Genomic DNA, 19601 nt, shown 5'->3' on the forward strand with positions numbered 1-19601 from the left:
GAGTAAGAATGAATTAGGCTGGGCAGATTATCGGGTGACTGATTATCAAGAAATAGAGCGATGGTGGGAAATCATTTTCTCTACTTACTTCATGATCAGTCTGCAATCAGAACCATTCAAAAGATTGAGACATTACCAGAACGATAATACTTCACATGAAACAGATTCTGTACCTGATGAAATCACAGATAAGTTCTGTTTACATTCATGGTGGCATCATGAAACAAGTTGGAAAAGTACTTTGAATAACCTCCGTCTCATCATACAGCCGAAGATATTTTTTTGTTTAATTTCTCCTTGGCTTGAAGTATTTCGCATCCCTGATTTAGTCAAAGGTTTTTTAGTTTTAACCAGGATTATGAATGAGTTCAAACCTTATCTTCCTGATGGATAAAAGTACAATTAAAAGATTTTTACTTCAGGAGAGTGACAGAAAAGGGATAAGTATAAACTGTCATACACTGCGCGATCGCTCTGAAGGGCAATATCCAAAGCAAGTGGCATCAATGGCTGAGATAAGTAAATTTCTACAGGAATTGCATTTAAATCTGCCAAAGTTTGTCTGGCATTGTCAGCAGTGTCTTCACCGCGACGTACTCGTTTCCACAAAACATTTGCTACTTCTGCGAAGAAAAAATCTGGAACTAAAAAAATATGATTATTTGCCAGTAAACGCCTAGCTGCGTCAGAGTGGACTTCAGGAACAAACCATTTTATAGCAACGCTGGCATCTAAAACATATCGGCTCACCGTTCTCTATCCTCACGGATGAGTTCAGTACTATCACTGAAATCTTTTCCTGCATATCTTACCTGAGCGCGTGCTACTGCTTCTCTGGCTTTTTCCATATCGCCGCCAGTGTGGTAATGTGTCGCTGTTTCTGCGGCTTGTTGTAGGATATGTTTTAATTCCTCTTGCAAAGACCTACCATGTTGTTTGGCAAGATTTTCTAGCTTTTGTAGAATAACAGGATCTAAGTTTTCAACTAAGATTTGAGCCATATTTCAATAATTTTCGGTTAAAGGACAATACAGCTTAGAAATAGAAGTAGGTTGGGTTGAGGAACGAAACCCAACGTTATCAACCATTCGTTGGGTTCCGCTATCGCTCAACCCAACCTACCATTCTTATCCGAAAAGTATTGAGCCATATTTCAGGATGATTTTTTAGTGACTTATGAAATTTTAAGTTAGTCAAGCGGATGATGTCTGAAGACAAGCTGCTACGCATCTACGCATCTTTAAACCAAATACCTAAACTTCTGGTTCAATGCCGAGCGATCGCAATTGAGCAACCAAGCGTTCATTTCTTTGACGTTCCTGTTCAGCCCTTTGACTTTCTTGTTCGGCTCTTTCCTCGCCAGTCAGCAATAAATTACCTTGCAAATCCCACCAGCGTAACCAGGGTAATTCCATATTCTGGTATTCTCCCTGCCATATACCTAACTCTACACCTAAAGGATGTATGAGATAATGACCGCGATCGTTGGCTGCTAGTAACCGATATTGTCCCCCAACTAATTCATAAACTTCTACGCTGGCTTTACTCACTTCATAAATACCATAAAAAGCTGGATGAATTACTTGCTCATAAATCCAAAATTTCCCTTTCCAAGGAGTTTTGTCTCTTTCCTCACTACCATCACCAGAGACAAATTCCAAGGCAATCAACGGGGCAATAAACTCCCGCCACAATACATAAGACCTGCGTGTTTGACCATCCAGCATGGGCGGTACATTCCCTACATAAAACCAATCTGGTGCTTCTGCACCTTTTTCTGGGGGGTCAGTCATGCGCCAATAAATGCCGCTATCTTGGCCAATACAGTATTGCCCATCCGGGTGACGTTTTTGTAGTATCGGTTTAATCGAGTCCGTTAGTAGAATGCTTTGCGGATGTTCCTGGAAGTTTTTCACGAATGTACCGTCAGACTCTGGTAGCTGCGTATGGTCTGGAAAAGGTGTAAGTTCGCTGGCTGGATTGGTTGCAGAGGTCATAAGGCTACCTTTGCAGGGGTAAGGGTTGTTTTTTAGTTTAGCAATACAAGGGGAGAAAGGCAGGGCGATGCCTACAACGGACATCGCCTATACACATTAGGAAATGCGATCGCCTAACTTGATTTACTTCGCTACCACCAAATTAACTGGCGCAACTCCCGCTAGATCTAAAATTGGTGTAATCAAATCTTCCCGCTTCACTGCCATCATGTGGACACCTTGACACAATTGCCGCGCAATCTTTACTTGCTCCGCTGCAATTTTCATGCCTTCTTCAAGCGGCTCTTTGGCTTGTGCTAACCTATCAATAATGTGTTCGGGTATATTTACACCCGGAACGCACCTATTAATAAATTGAGCATTTTTGGCTGATTTCAACAGGAAAATTCCTGCCAAAATTGGTTTTTTATGAGCAGAAGCTATTTTGTCCATAAACTTTTCTAGTCTTTCAAAATCAGTAATTAATTGACTTTGAAAAAACTGCGCTCCTGCTTCTATTTTGCGTTCAAATCGACTTTGTAAACCTGACCAACTTGCACATTGTGGATCTACTGCTGCACCAGCAAATAAATCTGTCGCTTCATCGCTCAAAGGTTTTTCGTTGCAATCAACGCCTTGATTTAACTTACGAATTAATTGCAGCAATCGCACAGCTTCTAAGTCAAATACGGCTTTCGCATCGGGATGATCGCCTGCCTTTACTGGGTCGCCAGTCAAAGCTAAGATGTTACGAATACCCAAGGCATGAGCGCCCATGAGATCGGCTTGTAAACCAATACGGTTGCGATCGCGGCAAGCCATCTGACAAATTGGCTCAATGCCGTTTTGTAATAAAATTGCTGATGCTACTAATGAAGACATTCGTAATACAGCGCGGCTACCATCAGTAATATTGACAGCATGAACCCTTCCCTTAAGGGTCGCCGCCATTTGAAGCATCTGCACTGGATTTCCTCCTTTCGGTGGTGCTACCTCGGCGGTAACTAAAAATTCTTCCGCTTGCGCAGCTTTACGGAAACAATTCAAGGCGTTATAGCTATAACTATGGTTATTGTCCATAACATTGATAATTTGGTTCTCTTCAAGGGTATAACGAACAACACCTTAAAGAGAAACCATGAGAAGAGGCAGAGGAGTAACAATCTTGGGAAAAGGTTAAAGGGTAAAGGATGAAAAAATAAACCCTTTAACCCTGCCCCTTATCCCCAAAGGGGGCCCCACCTTCCCCTTTCCCCCTTACCCCTTCTTTCCCATGCCCCATGCCCCATGCCCCAATTCCCAATTCCCAATTGTAGTTGACAAAATAAAAATTTTTTGCCATAATTAGGCACAAGTTTATCCAAGTTTTCCAGTCATTTTTATTAGCGCTTCGTTCTTCTTGAGATTTGAGTTTTCTAGTTAACGATATCGTATTTTACGCTACTTGATTCGATGTCAAATTAGGATACAACTGAGAAAGTTTGGAGTAAATCAATCATTAATTTCCTCGCCAAATTATTATTTTACGTCTAACGTAAAAGCACACAGCAATTCATACAGAACTAATTAAACTCTCCGTTTACTGAAGATCAAACCATAGAGAAAAAGCACTCTTGGTGAATCATCGGCTGAGTCTATTGCGATCGCCTAAATATTACAGTGTCAAGGTTGATTTAATGGGTGTTTTCATTTTGTCTGGTTGCAATTTTGATGTCTAGACAGCAAGTCTCCTGAGCATCACAGACTTTTTTTCTTGTCTCATTTCAACCCGTCGATTCAAAGTTGCACTATAGCCATCAAGGCTATTTCCTGATATAGCATAATTGGAATGAAAATATGGCACTCAATAAGGAACGCCAGTTCTTCACAAAACCCCTAGGGCGGTGGCAGATAATTTTGGCAGCTTCTATCACTTTAGCTACCGGACTCATATATTTGTCTAGTTTTCCACCAACTAAATTTCGCTCTCAAGTTGAGACTCCCCCAGCCAAACCTGCAACAGTTACTCCTGTTAAAGTTGCTGTGACGGCTTTAGGACGTTTGCAGCCTGATGGCGAAGTTACTACTTTATCTGCTCCCAGTTCAACCAATGGTATTCGAGTGGAAAGACTGATGGTGCAGCAAGGGGAGCAAGTTAAGGCAGGGCAAGTATTAGCGTATCTAGAAGATTATACTCGTGCTACAGCAGCTTTACAACAAGCTTTAGATAAACTGCAAGTTGCAAAGGCGAAATTAGCGCAGGTAAAATCAGGAGCAAAACCTGGAGATATTAATGCTCAAAAAGCTGCGATCGCCAGTTTAGAATCTCAATTTAAAGGAGATGTTGCTACTCAAGAAGCAACAATCAACCGGCTTCAGGCTGAAGTAGACAATGCTCAGACTGAGAATGAAAGGTATCAGCAATTATACAAACAAGGTGCGATCGCTGCTTCTGTAGCAGATACTAAAGCTTTGCAATTGAAAACTGCACAACAGCAGCTTGTAGAAGCCAAAGCTGCCCTCAACCGGACTCAAAACACCTACCAAGACCAAATTAAAGAAGCCCAAGCCAGACTTAACAGTATTAAAGAAGTCCGTACTGTCGATGTTGAACTTGCACAAGCTGATGTTAAGAGTGCTGTAACTTCTATCAAACAAGCAAAGGCTGACCAGGAATTAACTTACATAAAATCTCCCATAAATGGTAAAGTCCTCAAAATTCACGCCAGAGCCGGAGAAGTAATCGATAGTACTGGATTTGCTGAGATAGGCAAAATATCTCAAATGTACGTAGTTGCAGAGGTATATCAAACCGATGTGCAAAAAGTGCGCGTAGGTCAAAAAGCCATCATTAGCAGCAGTGCATTTCCTGGAAAATTGCAGGGAACTGTGCGCGAGATTGGTTGGCAAGTTGATAAACAAAGCATCTTTAGCCTTAACCCCAGATCAGACACAGATCGCAGAATAGTTGAGGTTAAAATATCTATCGATAATCCCGCAGATAGTCAACGGGTAGCACGTTTAACGAATTTACAAGTGGATGTTGCCATTCAACTATAGTCAGTGGTCAATAGTCAGTGGTCAGTAGTTGTAATCAATGACAACTGACAACTGACCCTTCGGGTTCGTCAGTTGCTCATGGGGGAAACCCCCATCGCTTTTAGCGTCTCCCCTTGGGAGAAGACCGCACTGACTTACAGCTAACAAATAACAATTTAATCCATGAATTTCAAAATTCCTTTGGCATGGCTACAACTAGCCCAGCAAAAAATTCGCTTTCTAGTAGCTATAGCTGGGATTGGTTTTATTGTTCTTTTGATGTTTGTGCAACTTGGTTTTCAAGATGCTCTTTATTCTAGTGCGACAGCAGTTCATCAAAGTCTTAGAGGTGATTTATTTTTAGTCAGTTCTCAATATAAGTCTTTGACATCAAGCCAAAGCTTTTCGCGGACTCGGTTGTACCAAGCTTTGGGGTTTGATGGTGTAGAGTCAGTTAGCCCCATGTATTTGCAATTTGCAAAGTTAAAAAATCCTGCCTCCGGAGAGAAGTACTCTATCTATGTGATTGGGTTTGATCCGGGCAGACCTGTGATGAATATACCTGAAGTTGAGCAAAATTTAGACAAACTCAAAATTCCTGATGTCATGCTTTTTGACCGCGATTCTCGCCCAGAATTCGGCCCAATCGCTGCAAATTTCGACAAAGGAGATACTGAGCAAACAATTGAAATATTTCCTTTTGATGCCCAAATTGGTTATAGAGTACGAGTTGGTGGCTTATTCAGCTTAGGGCCTTCGTTTGGTGTAGATGGCAATTTAATTGTCAGTGATTCAACTTTTTTGAGAATCAACCCCAACACTCGGCCCGCAGAGAAGATAGATATAGGTGTAGTCTCTCTGGAACTAGGTGTTGATCCAGAAAAAATTCTCGAAAACTTAAAAGCGAGTTTACCCAATGATGTCCAAATTTTTACTCGCCAACAATTTATTAACTTTGAGAAAAACTATTGGTCTGTCAGGACACCTATTGGTTTTATCTTAAACCTCATGCTGACAATGGCTTCTGCTGTGGGCGTAGTTATTGTCTATCAAATTCTTTACAGTAATATTGCTACTCAATTTATTGCTTATGCAACTCTCAAAGCTATTGGATATCCCAATGCTTATCTATTAAAGGTGGTGTTTCAACAAGCACTAATCTTAGCATTAGCAAGTTATATACCAGGGTTTCTTTTCTCTGTGATTTTATATGACTTTGCCAGTGGAGCTACTAAATTACCAATCATGATGACTTTTAATAATGCATTAATTGTCTTAGTATCAGCAGTTCTCATGTGTATGACTTCTGGGGCGCTTGCTATTAATAAATTACGCTCCGCAGACCCAGCTGATATTTTCTAAAGAATTAAGTATTATTGTTCACCCTTCACCATTCGTCCTTTTGTATGAACTTGCAAAATAAAACCCTCCTAATTACTGGAATTGATGAATTTATCGGCTTGCGTGCAGCCGAGTTAGCCATAACGCAAGGAATGAAGGTTCGTGGACTACAAAGTTCTAGCGATCGCACAAAAGTACAACATTTGGATATTGAGGTGATTGTTGGTGACATCACCAATCCTACTATTGCCCAAAAGGCTTGTCAGGGAGTAGACATAGTTTTACATACAGCACAAGTTACCCAAGAGGCTGGCCCACTGAAGCATTTTCGGGAAGTCAATGTCAAAGGCGCAGTCAACATGGCCAAAGCTGCTAAAAATGCGGCTGTTAAAGCTTTTGTTCATCTCTCCAGTGTGATGGTCTATGGTTTTAGCTATCCTGATGATGTTACCGAATCTGGGCCACTTGCTGGTGATAATAATCCCTACTGCCAGACAAAAATCGAAGCGGAAAAAGAACTTTTACCCCTAAACAATCCACCAGATTTTGGTGTGATTATTATTCGCGCCGGAGATGTTTACGGACCTGGAAGCATTCCTTGGATAGTCAAACCAATTTTGATGATGCGCCAAAAATTATTTGCTTATGCCAATGAAGGTAAAGGGGTAATAAATCATGTCTATATAGATAATTTAATCGATGGGATTTTTCTAGCGATCGCTAAAGAAACTTACGGAGAAATATTTAATATCACCGACGGACAAAACACCTCTTGGAAAGAGTACTTCATGCGTTTAGCCGCAATGGAAGGTTTAGCTGCACCTATGTCTCTGCCAAAAGATGAAATGAAGTTATTTTTGCGACTGCGCCATCAAGGACAAAAACTTTTTCGCCAAAAAGCCGATATCCTCCCTGAGTCTGTAGATTTTATGACTCGTCCTCATACTTATTCGATTGCTAAAGCCCAAAGCCTACTGGATTACAAACCAAAAATTGATTTGGAAGAGGGAATGAGGCTCACAAAAGAATGGATGCAACAAACTGATATCCAAAAGTAAAGTGCTGATAAAATTGTCTACAAATTTCCCCATAAATTGTTTCCTATGAGCAACAATCAACCACGGTTGAGCATTGGGTTGCCTGTATATAATGGTGAAAAATTTCTCAAAGAAGCCATAGATTCACTATTGGCTCAGACTTTTGAAGATTTTGAGCTAATTATTTCAGATAATGCTTCTACAGATAAAACTGAGGAGATTTGTCGCACATACATTGCCAAAGATCAACGTATCCGTTACTACCGTAATCAACAGAACATTGGTTGCGCTCGTAACTTCAATCGAGTTTTTGAATTATCTTCAGGCGAGTACTTTAAGTGGGCTGCTTATGATGATCTACATGCTCCAGAATTTATCGCCAAATGTGTTGCAGTACTTGACCATAATCCTACAGTGGTTTTGTGCCATTCCCATGTATATTTTATTGACGAAAATGGGAATTTTCTCCAAAACTATAATATCAAACTCAATACCGATTCCCTACAACCTCAAAAGCGTTTTCACGAGTTACTAACTAAACATCTCTGCTATCAATGTTACGGAGTAATCCGCGTTGATGCCCTCAGAAAAATACCACCTATGGGTAGTTACGGCCTCGCGGATGGAATTTTATTGTTAAGACTTGGTATGCTGGGGCAATTTTATGAAATCCCCGAATACCTATTCTTTGCTAGAAGCCATCCGCAACAATCGATGAGTATGTTTATGCCAAATTACTGGCTGTTTACTAACAACAATACTCATGCATCTTTGAGTATGTTTCCTGATTTTTACTCATATACTGTGTGGTTTGATTCGGCAAAAAAAGGACAGATATTGTTTCCTCATTGGAGAATTTTATGGGAATATACGCGTACCATTTGGTTATTTCAGCTAAGTTTGTATGAGCGAATTTGTTGCCATATCAGTATATATAGACAGTTGAGAGGAACTGAATACCTGCTGCTAAAAGATTTATTGAGAGTGGCTCAAACTTTTTGGGAACGTTGGCAAAATGTCTCAATTCAAAAGCGAAAAACACCTTTGGAGATAATCGACTAAAACAACATGAGTTCGATGAACCTCTCACTCACTCCCTCCCTCTCCGAAACGGAAAGGGAGGAGCAACGAAAAATTGAGCTTTTTGCTCCCCTCTCCGACACGGAGAGGGGTTGGGGGAGAGGTCAAATAAGACTTGTCGAACTCACGTTAAAACAGTAATTTTCTACTGTTATAGATTATTCCAAAGTGCAGATAAAGGCAAAAAATACCTGGAAACAAATACCCAATCATGCTAAAAATAACTCATTTTTGTCGTCTTTTATTGACTACTTTGTTAAGTCTCAGTTGCACTAGCATTGCAAATGCCGAGCCTACCACTAAGCTAACTGTTTTAGTGAATGGCATACGTCACCAAAAAGGCGAAATTTGTTTGAGAGTTTACGCTAGTGAAAAAGGATTTCCTATGAGTGATACTAGTGAAGTCCAAAGTGGCTGCACTAAAATTACAGGTTCGTCTTTAAGAAAAGATTTCTATGGCTTGAAACCTGGAAATTATGCTGTCGCTGTAGTTGATGACCAAAACGGCAATAAGAAACTTGACACAGATTTCTTTGGTATTCCCAAAGAAGGTTTTGGTATTTCCAATAATCCAACTGTATCTATCACAACAGGTACGCCAAAGTTTAGTAAGTCGAGTTTTTCGATGGCTAAAACTACAACAATCAATATTGTCATGAAATATTCGCTCGACCCCTAAAGGAGAGCAGGGGAAGAAGAAGCAGAGGGGCAGGGGGAGCAAGAAAAGGGGGAAAAGGTTAAAGGGTAAAGGATGAAAAAACAAAACCTTTAACCCTGCCCCTTTCCATTCCCAATATCCAGAGTGCAACTCGGTGTTAAACAAGGCTAAATTTGCCGGAGACTATAGATTTCATGAAAGAGTTGGCGATATTTTTATCTAAGTCTTTGCTGGGTTGGCTGGGTATTCAGGCGTGTATCACATTGGCTTTTTTGTTATACTTGCGATCGCGTCCCAAAAAGTCATTACCCGACGAGCAGTTACCTAAAACAGCAGTGGTTCTTTGCCTACGTGGAGCTGATCCATTTTTATCCAAATGCTTGCAAGGACTGTTAAAGCAAAATTACCCACAATACGATTTAAAACTGATCATCGATAGTCAAGAAGATCCTGCTTGGCAAATTGCTAGCGATACGATCAAAGAACTAGAAGCAACTAACGTCCAAATCAGCCATTTAAGAATTATCCGCCACAATTGCAGTCTTAAATGTAGTGCCCTAGTGCAAGCTGTTTCAGACTTGGATGATTCTTACAAGGTAGTTGCTTTAGTAGATGCCGATACTATAGTCCATCCTAATTGGTTGCGTGAATTAGTTAGTCCTTTAACTAATCCTAAAGTTGGGGCGACAACAGGCAATCGCTGGTATGTACCAACAGGTAATTATTGGGGTTCTTTAGTACGGTACGCTGGTAATGTCTCTACCATCGTGCAGATGTATTTATTTGGCATTCCTTGGGGTGGAACTTTAGCGGTAAAAACAGAAGTACTGCACCAAACAGGACTGCTAGATAAATGGGGACAAGCCTTTGGCGAAGACATGATGATGCACAATGTTCTCAAAAAACATGGGATGCAGATCAAATTTGTGCCTTCCCTAATTATGTTGAATCGTGAAGAGTGCGATTTATTGGGCTTACTAGACTATCTCAAGCGTCTAGTACTTTATTCTCGTCTGTATCACCCCCGTTGGTTAGCTTTAGTGAGTGAAGCTGTTTCTAGCATCCTGTTTCCGACTATGGCTATAGTGGTGTTTCTAATATCTTTGGGGGATGCCCAATGGGAAACGGCTGCTTTATTGTTTTCTTCATATAGCATCTATACTCTAGGATTACTCTTGTTGATGCTGATCGTCGAACAAGCAATACAGCAAGTAGTTTATGCCCAAGGTCAGCCAGTTACAAAATTGTCAGTTGTAACGGTAGTGAAAATGTTGCTGGCCATCCCCTTGACACAGTGGGTATATGGCTTAGCAATGCTATCGTCTATTTGGATTTCAACAGTTAAATGGCGTGGCGTGATCTATCGGATTCAAGGCCCCTCGAATGTCCGATTGGTTGAATACCATCCTTATGATTTGTTGGATCAACCTATTGATAGCAAAGTTTCTCTTTGATTTGTTAAGTATCAACTACAGTTGAAAGGCTGCAAACTTTCCAAGTCTTCTACAGTCATATTCAGGAATTATAGTATTTGATGGCTAATAAATTAGGTTAGCCAAAACCCAAACTCTGATCTAAATAACCTGAGTTCAACAGACCTCTCTTAAAAGGCGTACTCCTTTGGAGAAGCAAGCTACGCGTAGCGTCTCCGTCAGGAGAGGGAGGAGCAACGTTTTACTCCCCTCTCCTCGTAGGAAAGGGGCTGGGGGAGAGGTCAAAACAATACTCGTCGAACTCACGTTAAATACATGCTCGAATCCTTTGATTGTAAAGATGTATTTGGATTATAGGAAAGGGTTTAAAGAAATATTTAAAGGGGAATTGTGGCTCAACAGTTTGATGCTTTGAGAATTTTGGAATCAAGATGAGAAACATACACTCTGCAATCTAGAGTTGAAATCATTTGTCAATGCGTAAGTCCTAAATCCAACTGTATTAATGGGAATAGCTGGGTATATTTGCAATCACCAGCAGTTCATAATTGATACAGAAATCAGGATTTTCATGAAAGATTTGCTGCGTAAGTCCTAAATCGCAAACCAGCATTTTCATGAAAGATTTCCTTGAATTATGAAAAAACAATCACTTCGCATTGCAATCATGACAGGTGTGTATGCTCCATTTTTATCAGGGGTAGGAGTTGCAGTACATCAACGAGTCCGCTGGTTGCTACAGCAAGGACATGAAGTATTTCTCATCCATCCAGAAATTAACGCTAAATTTCCCCAAGAAGTGCGCGATCGCCGCGTACCTGGACTGGCAGAATTAAAGTTATATCCTAACTTTTCTGCCTATGCATATCCCACAAAACCTCTGCTTTTTTACAAGTCTCTTCCGGAACCATTACACCATCGTCATTGGAGCGATACAGAATTACTGTTAGATTTTCAACCTGATGTTGTGGTGGTGGAAGAAGCACCTGCAATGAGAGGTTTTTACTCACTTTTCCTCCAGGGTTATGGTCGCCCTGTAGGGGCTGAATATGGCAAACGCACAGGTACGCCCATCATTTCTGTTTTCCATACTGATATCGTTGCCTATATTCGATATTACTTGGGAGATTATCTGTTTGGCTTTCTTCGCCCCATTCTGCCCATTTTTATCAAGCAGTTTAGTGAGTCTTACGACGCTAATTTCTTCTCTTCTAAAGAACAGCTTGCTAAATATACAAGTTTGAAATCTCAACGCAGTGAATATGTTCCTTATCAAGGCATTGATTGCGATAAATTTCATCCCCAAAATATCTGTTATGACCCAATTCCCCATGATCACCGACCGACTATTTTATTTGTCGGGCGTGTAACTGCGGAAAAAAATGTTGACCAACTTCTAGATACATATCCACTAATCGCAGCCAAAATTCCTGATGTGCATTTAGTTATTGTTGGTAGCGGCCCTTTAGATGAAGAAATTCGTCGGCGCGCCCAAAATTTTGCATCTGGTGTGACGATTTGGGGTGAGTCCCACGGTACAGAATTATTGGGTTGGTTTGCACGAGCAGACATATTTGTTAACCCCTCTGTGACAGAAAATTTCTGTACCACAAATAACGAAGCCCTAGCTTCTGGAACTCCTGTAGTTGCGGTGATTGCACCCTCAACTTCTGAACAAGTATTTCCTGGTCGCAACGGCTTTTTAGCTAAACCCAATAACCCCACAGATTTTGCCCAAAAGGTAATTGAGATTCTAGAAAATCCCGACCTAAAAGCAGATTTAACTCGCCATGCTCGCCCTTCTATTCTAGAATTTGACTGGTCGACATGTATGACAAAGTTTGAAGAAAAACTCTACCAACTTGTAGATGCATCGGAACCAATAGATGTAACAACAGTTAGCTCATCAATCTAACTGTTAAATTTAACAATTTCACCAGGGTTAATTTTACCAAAACTAACCAGGAGATTGCTTTAAGGATAGTGTTGAATCGCCCAGTATAGCACCAGTTATAATTGGGCGATCGCCTACAATACAAGTATTTATGCATCTGGCAAAATATCCATCCACAAATACAAAGAAAAAATTGGAAATTCTTAAAGCCAGTCTTTTTTGCCTGTGCGATTTTTGTAGTTTTTTAAACAAGAAAATCTGACAAGCCAAATAACATTATCATATTTAACATTTTGAGTGATTTATTCAAAAGACTACTTGTAACTTTAACCCAATTATGTGATGCATCCAGTAACTTTCACAATCTTTTTAAATATATACGGAATTATGTTAAATATAAAAAATAACCTTTGTAATGTCACAGAAATTTGAGCCTCAATGAAAATAATTAGAAATAAAAATAGAAGATCATAAGGTAGCATATCCCACTGACACTCGGTATATTGCACGTAGAAAATAGCATTTAAAATTTCTCGTAAATCTACTTCTACAGGATGCCCAAATCCTTTAGACGTGCGTAGAAAAGGCTTGATAATTATTTTATATTTTGAATTCTTGTTGAGTGTATAAGTAATAATAATGGTTTTGCAAAGCCATTAATTCATTATGATTACCCTGTTCTATCACCTTGCCACTACCCATAACAATAATTATGTCTGCATTTTTCACAATATTGAGACGGTGGGTAATAAAAAAAACTGTACTTTCTTTAAATGCTGCTGCTAAATTTAAACAAACTTGTCGTTCTGTGGAATAATCTAATGCACTGGTTGCTTCATCTAAAACTAAGAGTTTTGGTTTTTGTAAAACAGAACGCGCGATCGCAATTCTTTGTCTTTGTCCTCCAGAAAGGGCTGCACCTCGTTCACCAACCCGCGTGTTGTAACCATTCGGCAAGTTCATGATAAATTCGTGGGCGGCTGCAACTTTCGCGGCTGCAATAATTTCTTCTGTTGTAGCTTCTGGATTTGTCAAAGCAATATTTTCTTGTACTGTCCCCTCAAATAACAGCGTTTCTTGAGGAACTACACCAATATGTTGTCTTAATGAATAAAGTTCTACTTTGTTAATGTCATAACCATCAACTAAAATTCTACCAGATTCTAATTCATAAAGCCTAATTAATAATTTCATTAAAGTGCTTTTACCTGCACCACTTTGTCCAACAACGCCAACAAATTTTCCAGCCGGAATATCAAGATTAACATTGCAAAGTTGTAATGCTCCACTTGAGCTAAAACGAAAAAAGACATTTTCATATTTCACATTTCCTCTAATGGCTGGTAAGGGGATATTATAGAGGTCTTTTTCAGTTTCTTGAGGTGTATCGATGATATCGCTTAAACGTTCAAAAGATAAAGCCGTTTCTTGAAGATTCTGCCAAAGTTGCGTTAAACGTAATATTGGGCTAGTAACATAACTTGAAATAATTCTAAAAGCTATTAATTCTCCTAAAGTTAATTCTCCTTGCAACACTAAATAAGATCCAAACCATAAAACTAGCAAACTGCTGAGTTTATTGAGGAAGTTACTAATAGAATTAGCGAGAGTAGATGTAACTACTTTTTTAAATCCAGATGCAATGTAACGAGCATAACGCTCTTGCCAAGTAAAACGCGATCGCAATTCAATATTCTGTGCTTTGACTGTTTGAATTCCCGACATGACCTCAACTAAATAAGATTGAGTTTCTGAATTGCGTTCGGCTTTAGTGCGTATTTGTTGTCTAATAGTAGGAGAGGCCATTAATGTAATAATTACAAATACTGGAATTGTTGATAAACCAACAAGGGTAAGTTTCCAGCTATATATCATCATGACAATGATATAAACGAATGAAAATAGCGCATCTAACCCTACAGTTAAGCCTGTACCTGTGAGAAAAGAGCGAATATTTTCTAATTCGTTAATCCGCGTAGCAAGTTCTCCAATTGGGCGGCGTTGGAAGTAACGCAATGGTAGCCTAAGTAAGTGGTCGATAATTTCTGTACCTAAACCTATATCTATACGATTGGTGGTATCAACAAATAAGTATGTTCGTAGTGCCGAAACTACAGTTTCAAATAGTGCAGCTACTAAAAGTAAAGCTCCTAAAATATTTAAAGTATGGATATTGTGATTAATTACTTGATCAATAATTATCTGAATAATTAATGGATTAGCTAGTGCTGCCAACTGCACAAAAAAAGAAGCAATAAAAACTTCTAGGAGTATACGACGGTAACGCGATAAATAGGGCAAAAACCATTGCCAGCTAAAACGATTTTGAGGTGTTGTTGTGGTTTTTGCAAGTAACAATACTCGAATTATAGATGGATAATTGCTTTGTTCTAGATCTAATTGAGTTAGTAATTCACTGGGTTTGTACCATAAAATTCCTTGGGATGGTACACCTAAAACTATTAGGCGCTCGCTGGCTTCATAAACTACACTATAACTATCACCATAGTAAATTAATGCAGGGGTGGGAATACTGGTTAATGAAGAGGTGGGTATGTCTATTAATTGTGCTTTGAGTCCAATTAAATCAGCCAAATAACCACAAGCCTGAAACGATATCATACCTTGTTGTTTCATTTGCTCAGTTAAAAGCTGACGAATCACTTCGCGGCGAAAGGGCATATCTAAAGATTCTGATATCATTTGAAAACAAGCGATCGCAGAATTTAGTTGACCTTTACCACGAAAGAATGGATAATTTTTAATAATTTCTTGATGAGTCTCTACCTTTTTTGATTTGATTAATGGTAATTCTTCTTCGGGTGCATAGGGAATTTCAATTTCTTCAATTAGCTTCGCATTGCTTTCGATTCCTGATAAATGCAATCCACGTAAACCAATCAAACGCGCTGGATTTTTCCCCTCAACCTCAACAATATCTTGCAAAGTGTTCAATTCTAAACGAGAACCACAAGCAAAGTTTTTGATATTTCCACCGCCACTGACAAACCAAATCCTGGAAGTATCTAGTTGACTAACTGGTGTTTTTCCTGGCGCGAGGTAATGTACTTTTGATGTTTCTATAGCTTGTTTAGCGAGACTTTTAATATTTATATTATCTACAGGTTGTAAGTATGGCTGTACACTGAGAACATCGAACATTTCTACTAAATGACAAATATTTTGTCGCGCCTGAGCTAACTTTGGGTATGCAGAAAGTAATCCTAAATATGCCTCTATATCTAATGATAAACCAGTGAGTTCTGTGGAAGCGATCGCTATCTCACAAGGTATTTCTCGGAACAAGCTAATTTCGCCAATAATCGCCCCTGGTTGTAATAAATTTAAGGTGATTGGCTGTTGCGTGTGGGGGTTGTATGCTAATAGGCGAGCCTTTCCTTCGTAAATAATAGTTACTTGCTGATAAATTTCGTCTTTACTAATAATTTGCTGACCTAAACTATAGCTTCGATGCTGAAGCTTTTGTGATAAATTATTGAGTATTTCCGTTGATAATTTATCAAAACCCTCAAGAGTAGCGAGAAATTCTTGAACAGTGCTTTGAGTAAAAGTCATGCTGAATAAAGTGAAAAGCGAACTTTAAAAATTAAAAATTGAGATGAGCTATATTCAGCTAGCAGCTAAACCCACCTGTTCCCCAATGAGGCTGAGAAAACCTGTCCCAAAGTGCTGAATTTCTAAAAAACTTGCCTGTTCTGGCGCAGGTTTATAAACTCGAAATGTTTTCATAATTCCTAAAGTTGCAGCACTTTCTAGAGGGCTAACAAAACTAGTATCTCGGTCAAGAAAATAAGGTTGCTTTGCCCAATATGCCATTTGTTCGGCGTTTAAAAAGTAACAGCCAGCATGAGGATTGAGAGTGCGACGAAATGTAATTGGCATCCCCATGATTTGTCCTTTGAGTTCTGATTTATCTTTCACATTCTGAAAATCTGCGGTTACTCTTGGTGCTAAATCGCCATCAATATAAGCTTTGTGAGTTAAATTTTGAGTAGAAACTTCGTAGCGGTTAGGTTGGAGCAAACTAAGGTTACTTGCTTGTTGAGTAAACCAGTTTAATTTAATAAAAAACCAAGGATCATGCAGTACCAGGTCATCTTCTAAAAAACAGTAATAGTCATACTTTCCTAAACAATCACGTAGCACAGCTTGGCACTCGAACCCTAAAAGTAGAGGTTCTACTTGGGTAGAATTATGTTTATAAAAATGGGAAGGCAAACGCAGCTGATTTAGAAGATGATTATCTTTAGTTGTACAGATAACAACATCCAAATCATAGGCTTGCGGTTGGTTAGCAGCAAAAGCTAATCGCTGTCCAATGTTGATAATAGTTTGAGATTTACCATATAGCTGATGTAAGGCAGCAAGACTTTGGCTTAACGCCAGCAGCCGAGGACGGGGATCTTTCCTTTGAGAGGCGTGCTTACCCTTACTATCAGGATTAAAAAAGTGGGCAATGGTAAAAAGAATTCGCATTGATATTACAACTGTTTCAACTAGTAGTTAGTCAGAGGAATTAGGGAGGATTATGACTCCTCGGCTTCTTGAAAAGTCGAGGAGTTAAATATTCGCTAGTTATGTTGTTGCAAAGTTAAAAGATAAAGTCGCTAGCATCAACATTGCTGGCACTGAAGCTTGCTAGGGTAATCGTATCTGTACCGAAAAGCGAGCTAGAAATAACTGTGGTTGCGCCAGCTTGATTAACTGTCAAAGCGCCAAAGCTGGTTGCAAATGCCTTGAGATCAATTTTGTCTGCACCATCAGCAAAACCAACAATGCGATCGCTACCAAAGCCTGATGCAAAGATCAAGGTATCATTACCATCACCACCATTAAGGGTATCATTACCTGCACGACCAGTCAGCCAGTCAGCACCGATTCCACCGTTGAGGTTATCGTTGCCTAAACCGCCATCGAGGGTATCGTTACCTGCTGCTCCCAGGAGCGTATCGTCACCCCCATTACCAAAGAGGATATCGTTACCACCTAATCCATTGAGGTTATTATTACCCGCGTTACCTGTGAGAGTGTTGGCAAGTGCGTTACCTGTGCCGTTTTGGGCTGTACCCAGCAGGGTTAGATTTTCTAGAGTATCAGCAGCTAAGGTATAGTCGAGAAGGTTGGATTGGATAGTATCTATACCTCCATCGATACTTTCTGTAATCACATCTGCTGCACTATCGATTACATAAGTGTCGTTGCCCAAACCACCAATTAAAAAGTCATCTCCTGTACCACCATCCAGCAGATCATCACCTGCACCGCCATTTAAGGTATCAATACCACCAGCCCCAATAAGGGTATTGTTCCCTTCATTACCTGTAATAGTGTTATTAAGTGCGTTACCTGTACCGCTTTGGGCGCTGTCAATCAAGGTCAGGTTTTCTATGTTGTTGCTCAAGGTATAACTAGCAGCACTAGACTGCACAGTATCTATACCTGCGTTGGCGTTTTCTGTGATGGTGTCGCCTGTGCTATTAACTACATAGATGTCATCGCCAACCCCACCAACCAGCGCGTCATTACCTAACTCACCATCGAGGTAATCGTTACCAGCACCACCATTGAGATTATCAGTACCAGCACCACCAATTAGAGAGTCATTACCAGTACCACCGTTTATCTGATCACTACCAGCACCACCGTTGAGAGTATCAGCACCTCCTTCACCATTAAGAGTGTCATTGCCAGCACCACCATCAAGATAATCATTTCCTGCACCACCACTGAGGTTGTCATTACCACCATTGCCAAAAATGTTATCGTTGTCGATTGTACCGATGAGGGTGTTGTCGCTTTCGTCTCCAATAGATAGACCAATGACATCAACTGCGATCGCCCCAGTTAGATCCGCGCCTACAAAGTTGGCATTGGTAAAGTTACCTTTGGTCAAAATTGTATTGCTTAAGTTGGCATTGCTAAAGTTACTACCGATGAAACTACCAACTTCTAAACTAGCTCCGCTGAGGTCAGCATTTGCAAAACTGGTGAGGTCATTTCCAAAAGCTTCTTTTAAGTTAGCACCGACTAAAATGGCGTTGGTGAAATCACCACCATTCAAGTTAGATTTTTCTAAAAATGCGTTAGTTAGATTCGCCCCTGTCAGCGTGGAATTGTTGGCAGACGACAACAAGGCATTCATGAGTATGGCATTATCCAATCTGGTATTGTCCAGTTGGGCAGACCTAAGATCTGCATTCGTTAAGTTGGCATTACTCAAGATTGCCCCAGTTAGGATGGCGTTAGTTAACACAGCATCGGTAAGGTTAGCACTATTTAAGTTAGCTCCCGTAAGGTTTGCCCCTATAAAACTTGCATTGCTGAGATTGGCTCCATCTAAGAAAATATTTACTGCGTTAACTTGATTGAAATTCGCTGCTGTCAAATCACTGTCAGCAAAGCTAGCACCAATAAGATTAGTCTCAGTCGTATTGCCATTGGTATCTACGTAGGCACTAAAATCAGAACCGCTGAGAATAACATCTTCGGCACTAAGATTGCTTAAATCAGCACCACGAAACTTGGCATTTGTTGGCTGAGTTGGATCAAGTGGGGCTGTATCAGTGATACTGATACCACTTAAATTAGCTAAATCAAATGTAGAGTTTCGCAGGGTAATATCTGTAAAGTTGCTCAACCGGAAGTCAGCCCCCGTTGCATTTACATTGACGAAGAGTGTGGCTTCTAGGATAGCTTCTTGGAGGTTAGCATTAACTAAAATAGCTCCTGTCAAGTCAGCAGCTTTGAGATTTGCCTTATATAAATCGGCTCCAGTTAAATTAGTACGCCTGAGGTTGTTGCGCTGGGATTGTTCGCCACTAATATTAGCTTCTCGCAGAATTGCATTCGTTAAATTAGCGTTTGAAAAATTAACGTTCTGGAATGTGGCTTTAAAAAAGTTTGCTCCATTAGGAAAGTTGGCATTAGGGGCAAAGATAGCATTTGAAGCATCAACATTGAGCAGAACTGCTTCTTCAAAATTAGTACCTCTAAGTTGTGTACGGATACCTTGCTCGTTGGGAGTAAATAAAACGTTTTGAAGTGTAGCTTTGAAAAAAGAAGAGCCATTCAGATTTTGACCACTAAAGTCATTTCCTACTAGGGTTTGGTTGTCAAAGTTAAAGGCTGGCATATTGTTTATTA

The 19601-nt window shown here is 39.9% G+C and carries 14 protein-coding genes and 2 pseudogenes; 8 read left to right on the top strand and 8 right to left on the bottom strand.

The window, feature by feature from the left end; all coding sequences use genetic code 11:
- Positions 1-394: pseudogene (locus I8751_RS30425) on the top strand (IS701 family transposase); the annotation flags it as partial.
- A gap of 8 nt (positions 395-402) precedes the next feature.
- Here I8751_RS30425 and I8751_RS15020 read toward each other — a convergent pair.
- The 4 genes from I8751_RS15020 to I8751_RS15035 all read right to left on the bottom strand — a co-directional run bounded on the left by I8751_RS15020 (position 403) and on the right by I8751_RS15035 (position 3056).
- Entirely contained in the window at positions 403-750 is a 348-nt protein-coding gene (locus tag I8751_RS15020; RefSeq protein WP_214439955.1) for a type II toxin-antitoxin system VapC family toxin, read from the bottom strand.
- A complete protein-coding gene (locus tag I8751_RS15025; RefSeq protein WP_214439956.1) occupies positions 747-1001 on the bottom strand; it encodes a FitA-like ribbon-helix-helix domain-containing protein in 255 nt (84 codons plus the stop codon). Before I8751_RS15025 ends, I8751_RS15020 begins: the two co-directional genes overlap by 4 nt.
- A gap of 252 nt (positions 1002-1253) precedes the next feature.
- Complete coding sequence (locus tag I8751_RS15030; RefSeq protein ID WP_214439957.1) at positions 1254-1997, bottom strand: Uma2 family endonuclease; 744 nt, start codon at positions 1995-1997, stop codon at positions 1254-1256.
- Between the two features lie 123 nt (positions 1998-2120).
- Entirely contained in the window at positions 2121-3056 is a 936-nt protein-coding gene (locus I8751_RS15035; protein ID WP_214439958.1) for a methylenetetrahydrofolate reductase, read from the bottom strand.
- Positions 3057-3812: 756 nt separating this feature from the next.
- On the opposite strand from I8751_RS15035, the gene I8751_RS15040 reads away from it, so the two are divergent.
- The 7 genes from I8751_RS15040 to I8751_RS15070 all read left to right on the top strand — a co-directional run bounded on the left by I8751_RS15040 (position 3813) and on the right by I8751_RS15070 (position 12458).
- The gene (locus tag I8751_RS15040) at positions 3813-5015 is read left to right on the top strand and encodes an ABC exporter membrane fusion protein (protein WP_214439959.1); all 1203 of its coding nucleotides are present in this window, start codon (positions 3813-3815) and stop codon (positions 5013-5015) included.
- Positions 5016-5177: 162 nt separating this feature from the next.
- Positions 5178-6356, top strand: a complete 1179-nt coding sequence (gene devC / locus I8751_RS15045; protein ID WP_214439960.1) for an ABC transporter permease DevC — start codon at positions 5178-5180, stop codon at positions 6354-6356.
- Positions 6357-6400: 44 nt separating this feature from the next.
- Positions 6401-7393 (top strand): NAD-dependent epimerase/dehydratase family protein, encoded by a 993-nt coding sequence (locus I8751_RS15050; protein WP_214439961.1) that lies wholly within the window; start codon positions 6401-6403, stop codon positions 7391-7393.
- A 45-nt stretch (positions 7394-7438) separates the two neighbouring features.
- Complete coding sequence (locus I8751_RS15055; RefSeq protein ID WP_214439962.1) at positions 7439-8434, top strand: glycosyltransferase family 2 protein; 996 nt, start codon at positions 7439-7441, stop codon at positions 8432-8434.
- A gap of 229 nt (positions 8435-8663) precedes the next feature.
- On the top strand, positions 8664-9131 hold the full coding sequence (locus I8751_RS15060; RefSeq protein WP_214439963.1) for a DUF2141 domain-containing protein: 468 nt from the start codon (positions 8664-8666) through the stop codon (positions 9129-9131).
- 173 nt (positions 9132-9304) lie between these two features.
- A complete protein-coding gene (locus I8751_RS15065) occupies positions 9305-10564 on the top strand; it encodes a glycosyltransferase (RefSeq protein ID WP_214439964.1) in 1260 nt (419 codons plus the stop codon).
- 616 nt (positions 10565-11180) lie between these two features.
- Positions 11181-12458 (top strand): glycosyltransferase, encoded by a 1278-nt coding sequence (locus I8751_RS15070; protein ID WP_214439965.1) that lies wholly within the window; start codon positions 11181-11183, stop codon positions 12456-12458.
- A gap of 443 nt (positions 12459-12901) precedes the next feature.
- Here the strand turns inward: I8751_RS15070 and I8751_RS15075 are convergent.
- The 4 genes and pseudogenes from I8751_RS15075 to I8751_RS15090 form a co-directional block, all read right to left on the bottom strand.
- Positions 12902-13033: pseudogene (locus tag I8751_RS15075) on the bottom strand (transposase); the annotation flags it as partial.
- Between the two features lie 4 nt (positions 13034-13037).
- Entirely contained in the window at positions 13038-16013 is a 2976-nt protein-coding gene (locus I8751_RS15080) for a peptidase domain-containing ABC transporter (protein WP_214439966.1), read from the bottom strand.
- Between the two features lie 54 nt (positions 16014-16067).
- A complete protein-coding gene (locus tag I8751_RS15085; RefSeq protein WP_214439967.1) occupies positions 16068-16934 on the bottom strand; it encodes a calcium-binding protein in 867 nt (288 codons plus the stop codon).
- 115 nt (positions 16935-17049) lie between these two features.
- Entirely contained in the window at positions 17050-19590 is a 2541-nt protein-coding gene (locus I8751_RS15090) for a pentapeptide repeat-containing protein (RefSeq protein WP_214439968.1), read from the bottom strand.
- Positions 19591-19601: the final 11 nt, after the last annotated feature.

Origin of the sequence: Atlanticothrix silvestris CENA357 (assembly GCF_016056295.1) — a bacterium.
Taxonomy (GTDB): Bacteria; Cyanobacteriota; Cyanobacteriia; order Cyanobacteriales; family Nostocaceae; genus Atlanticothrix; species Atlanticothrix silvestris.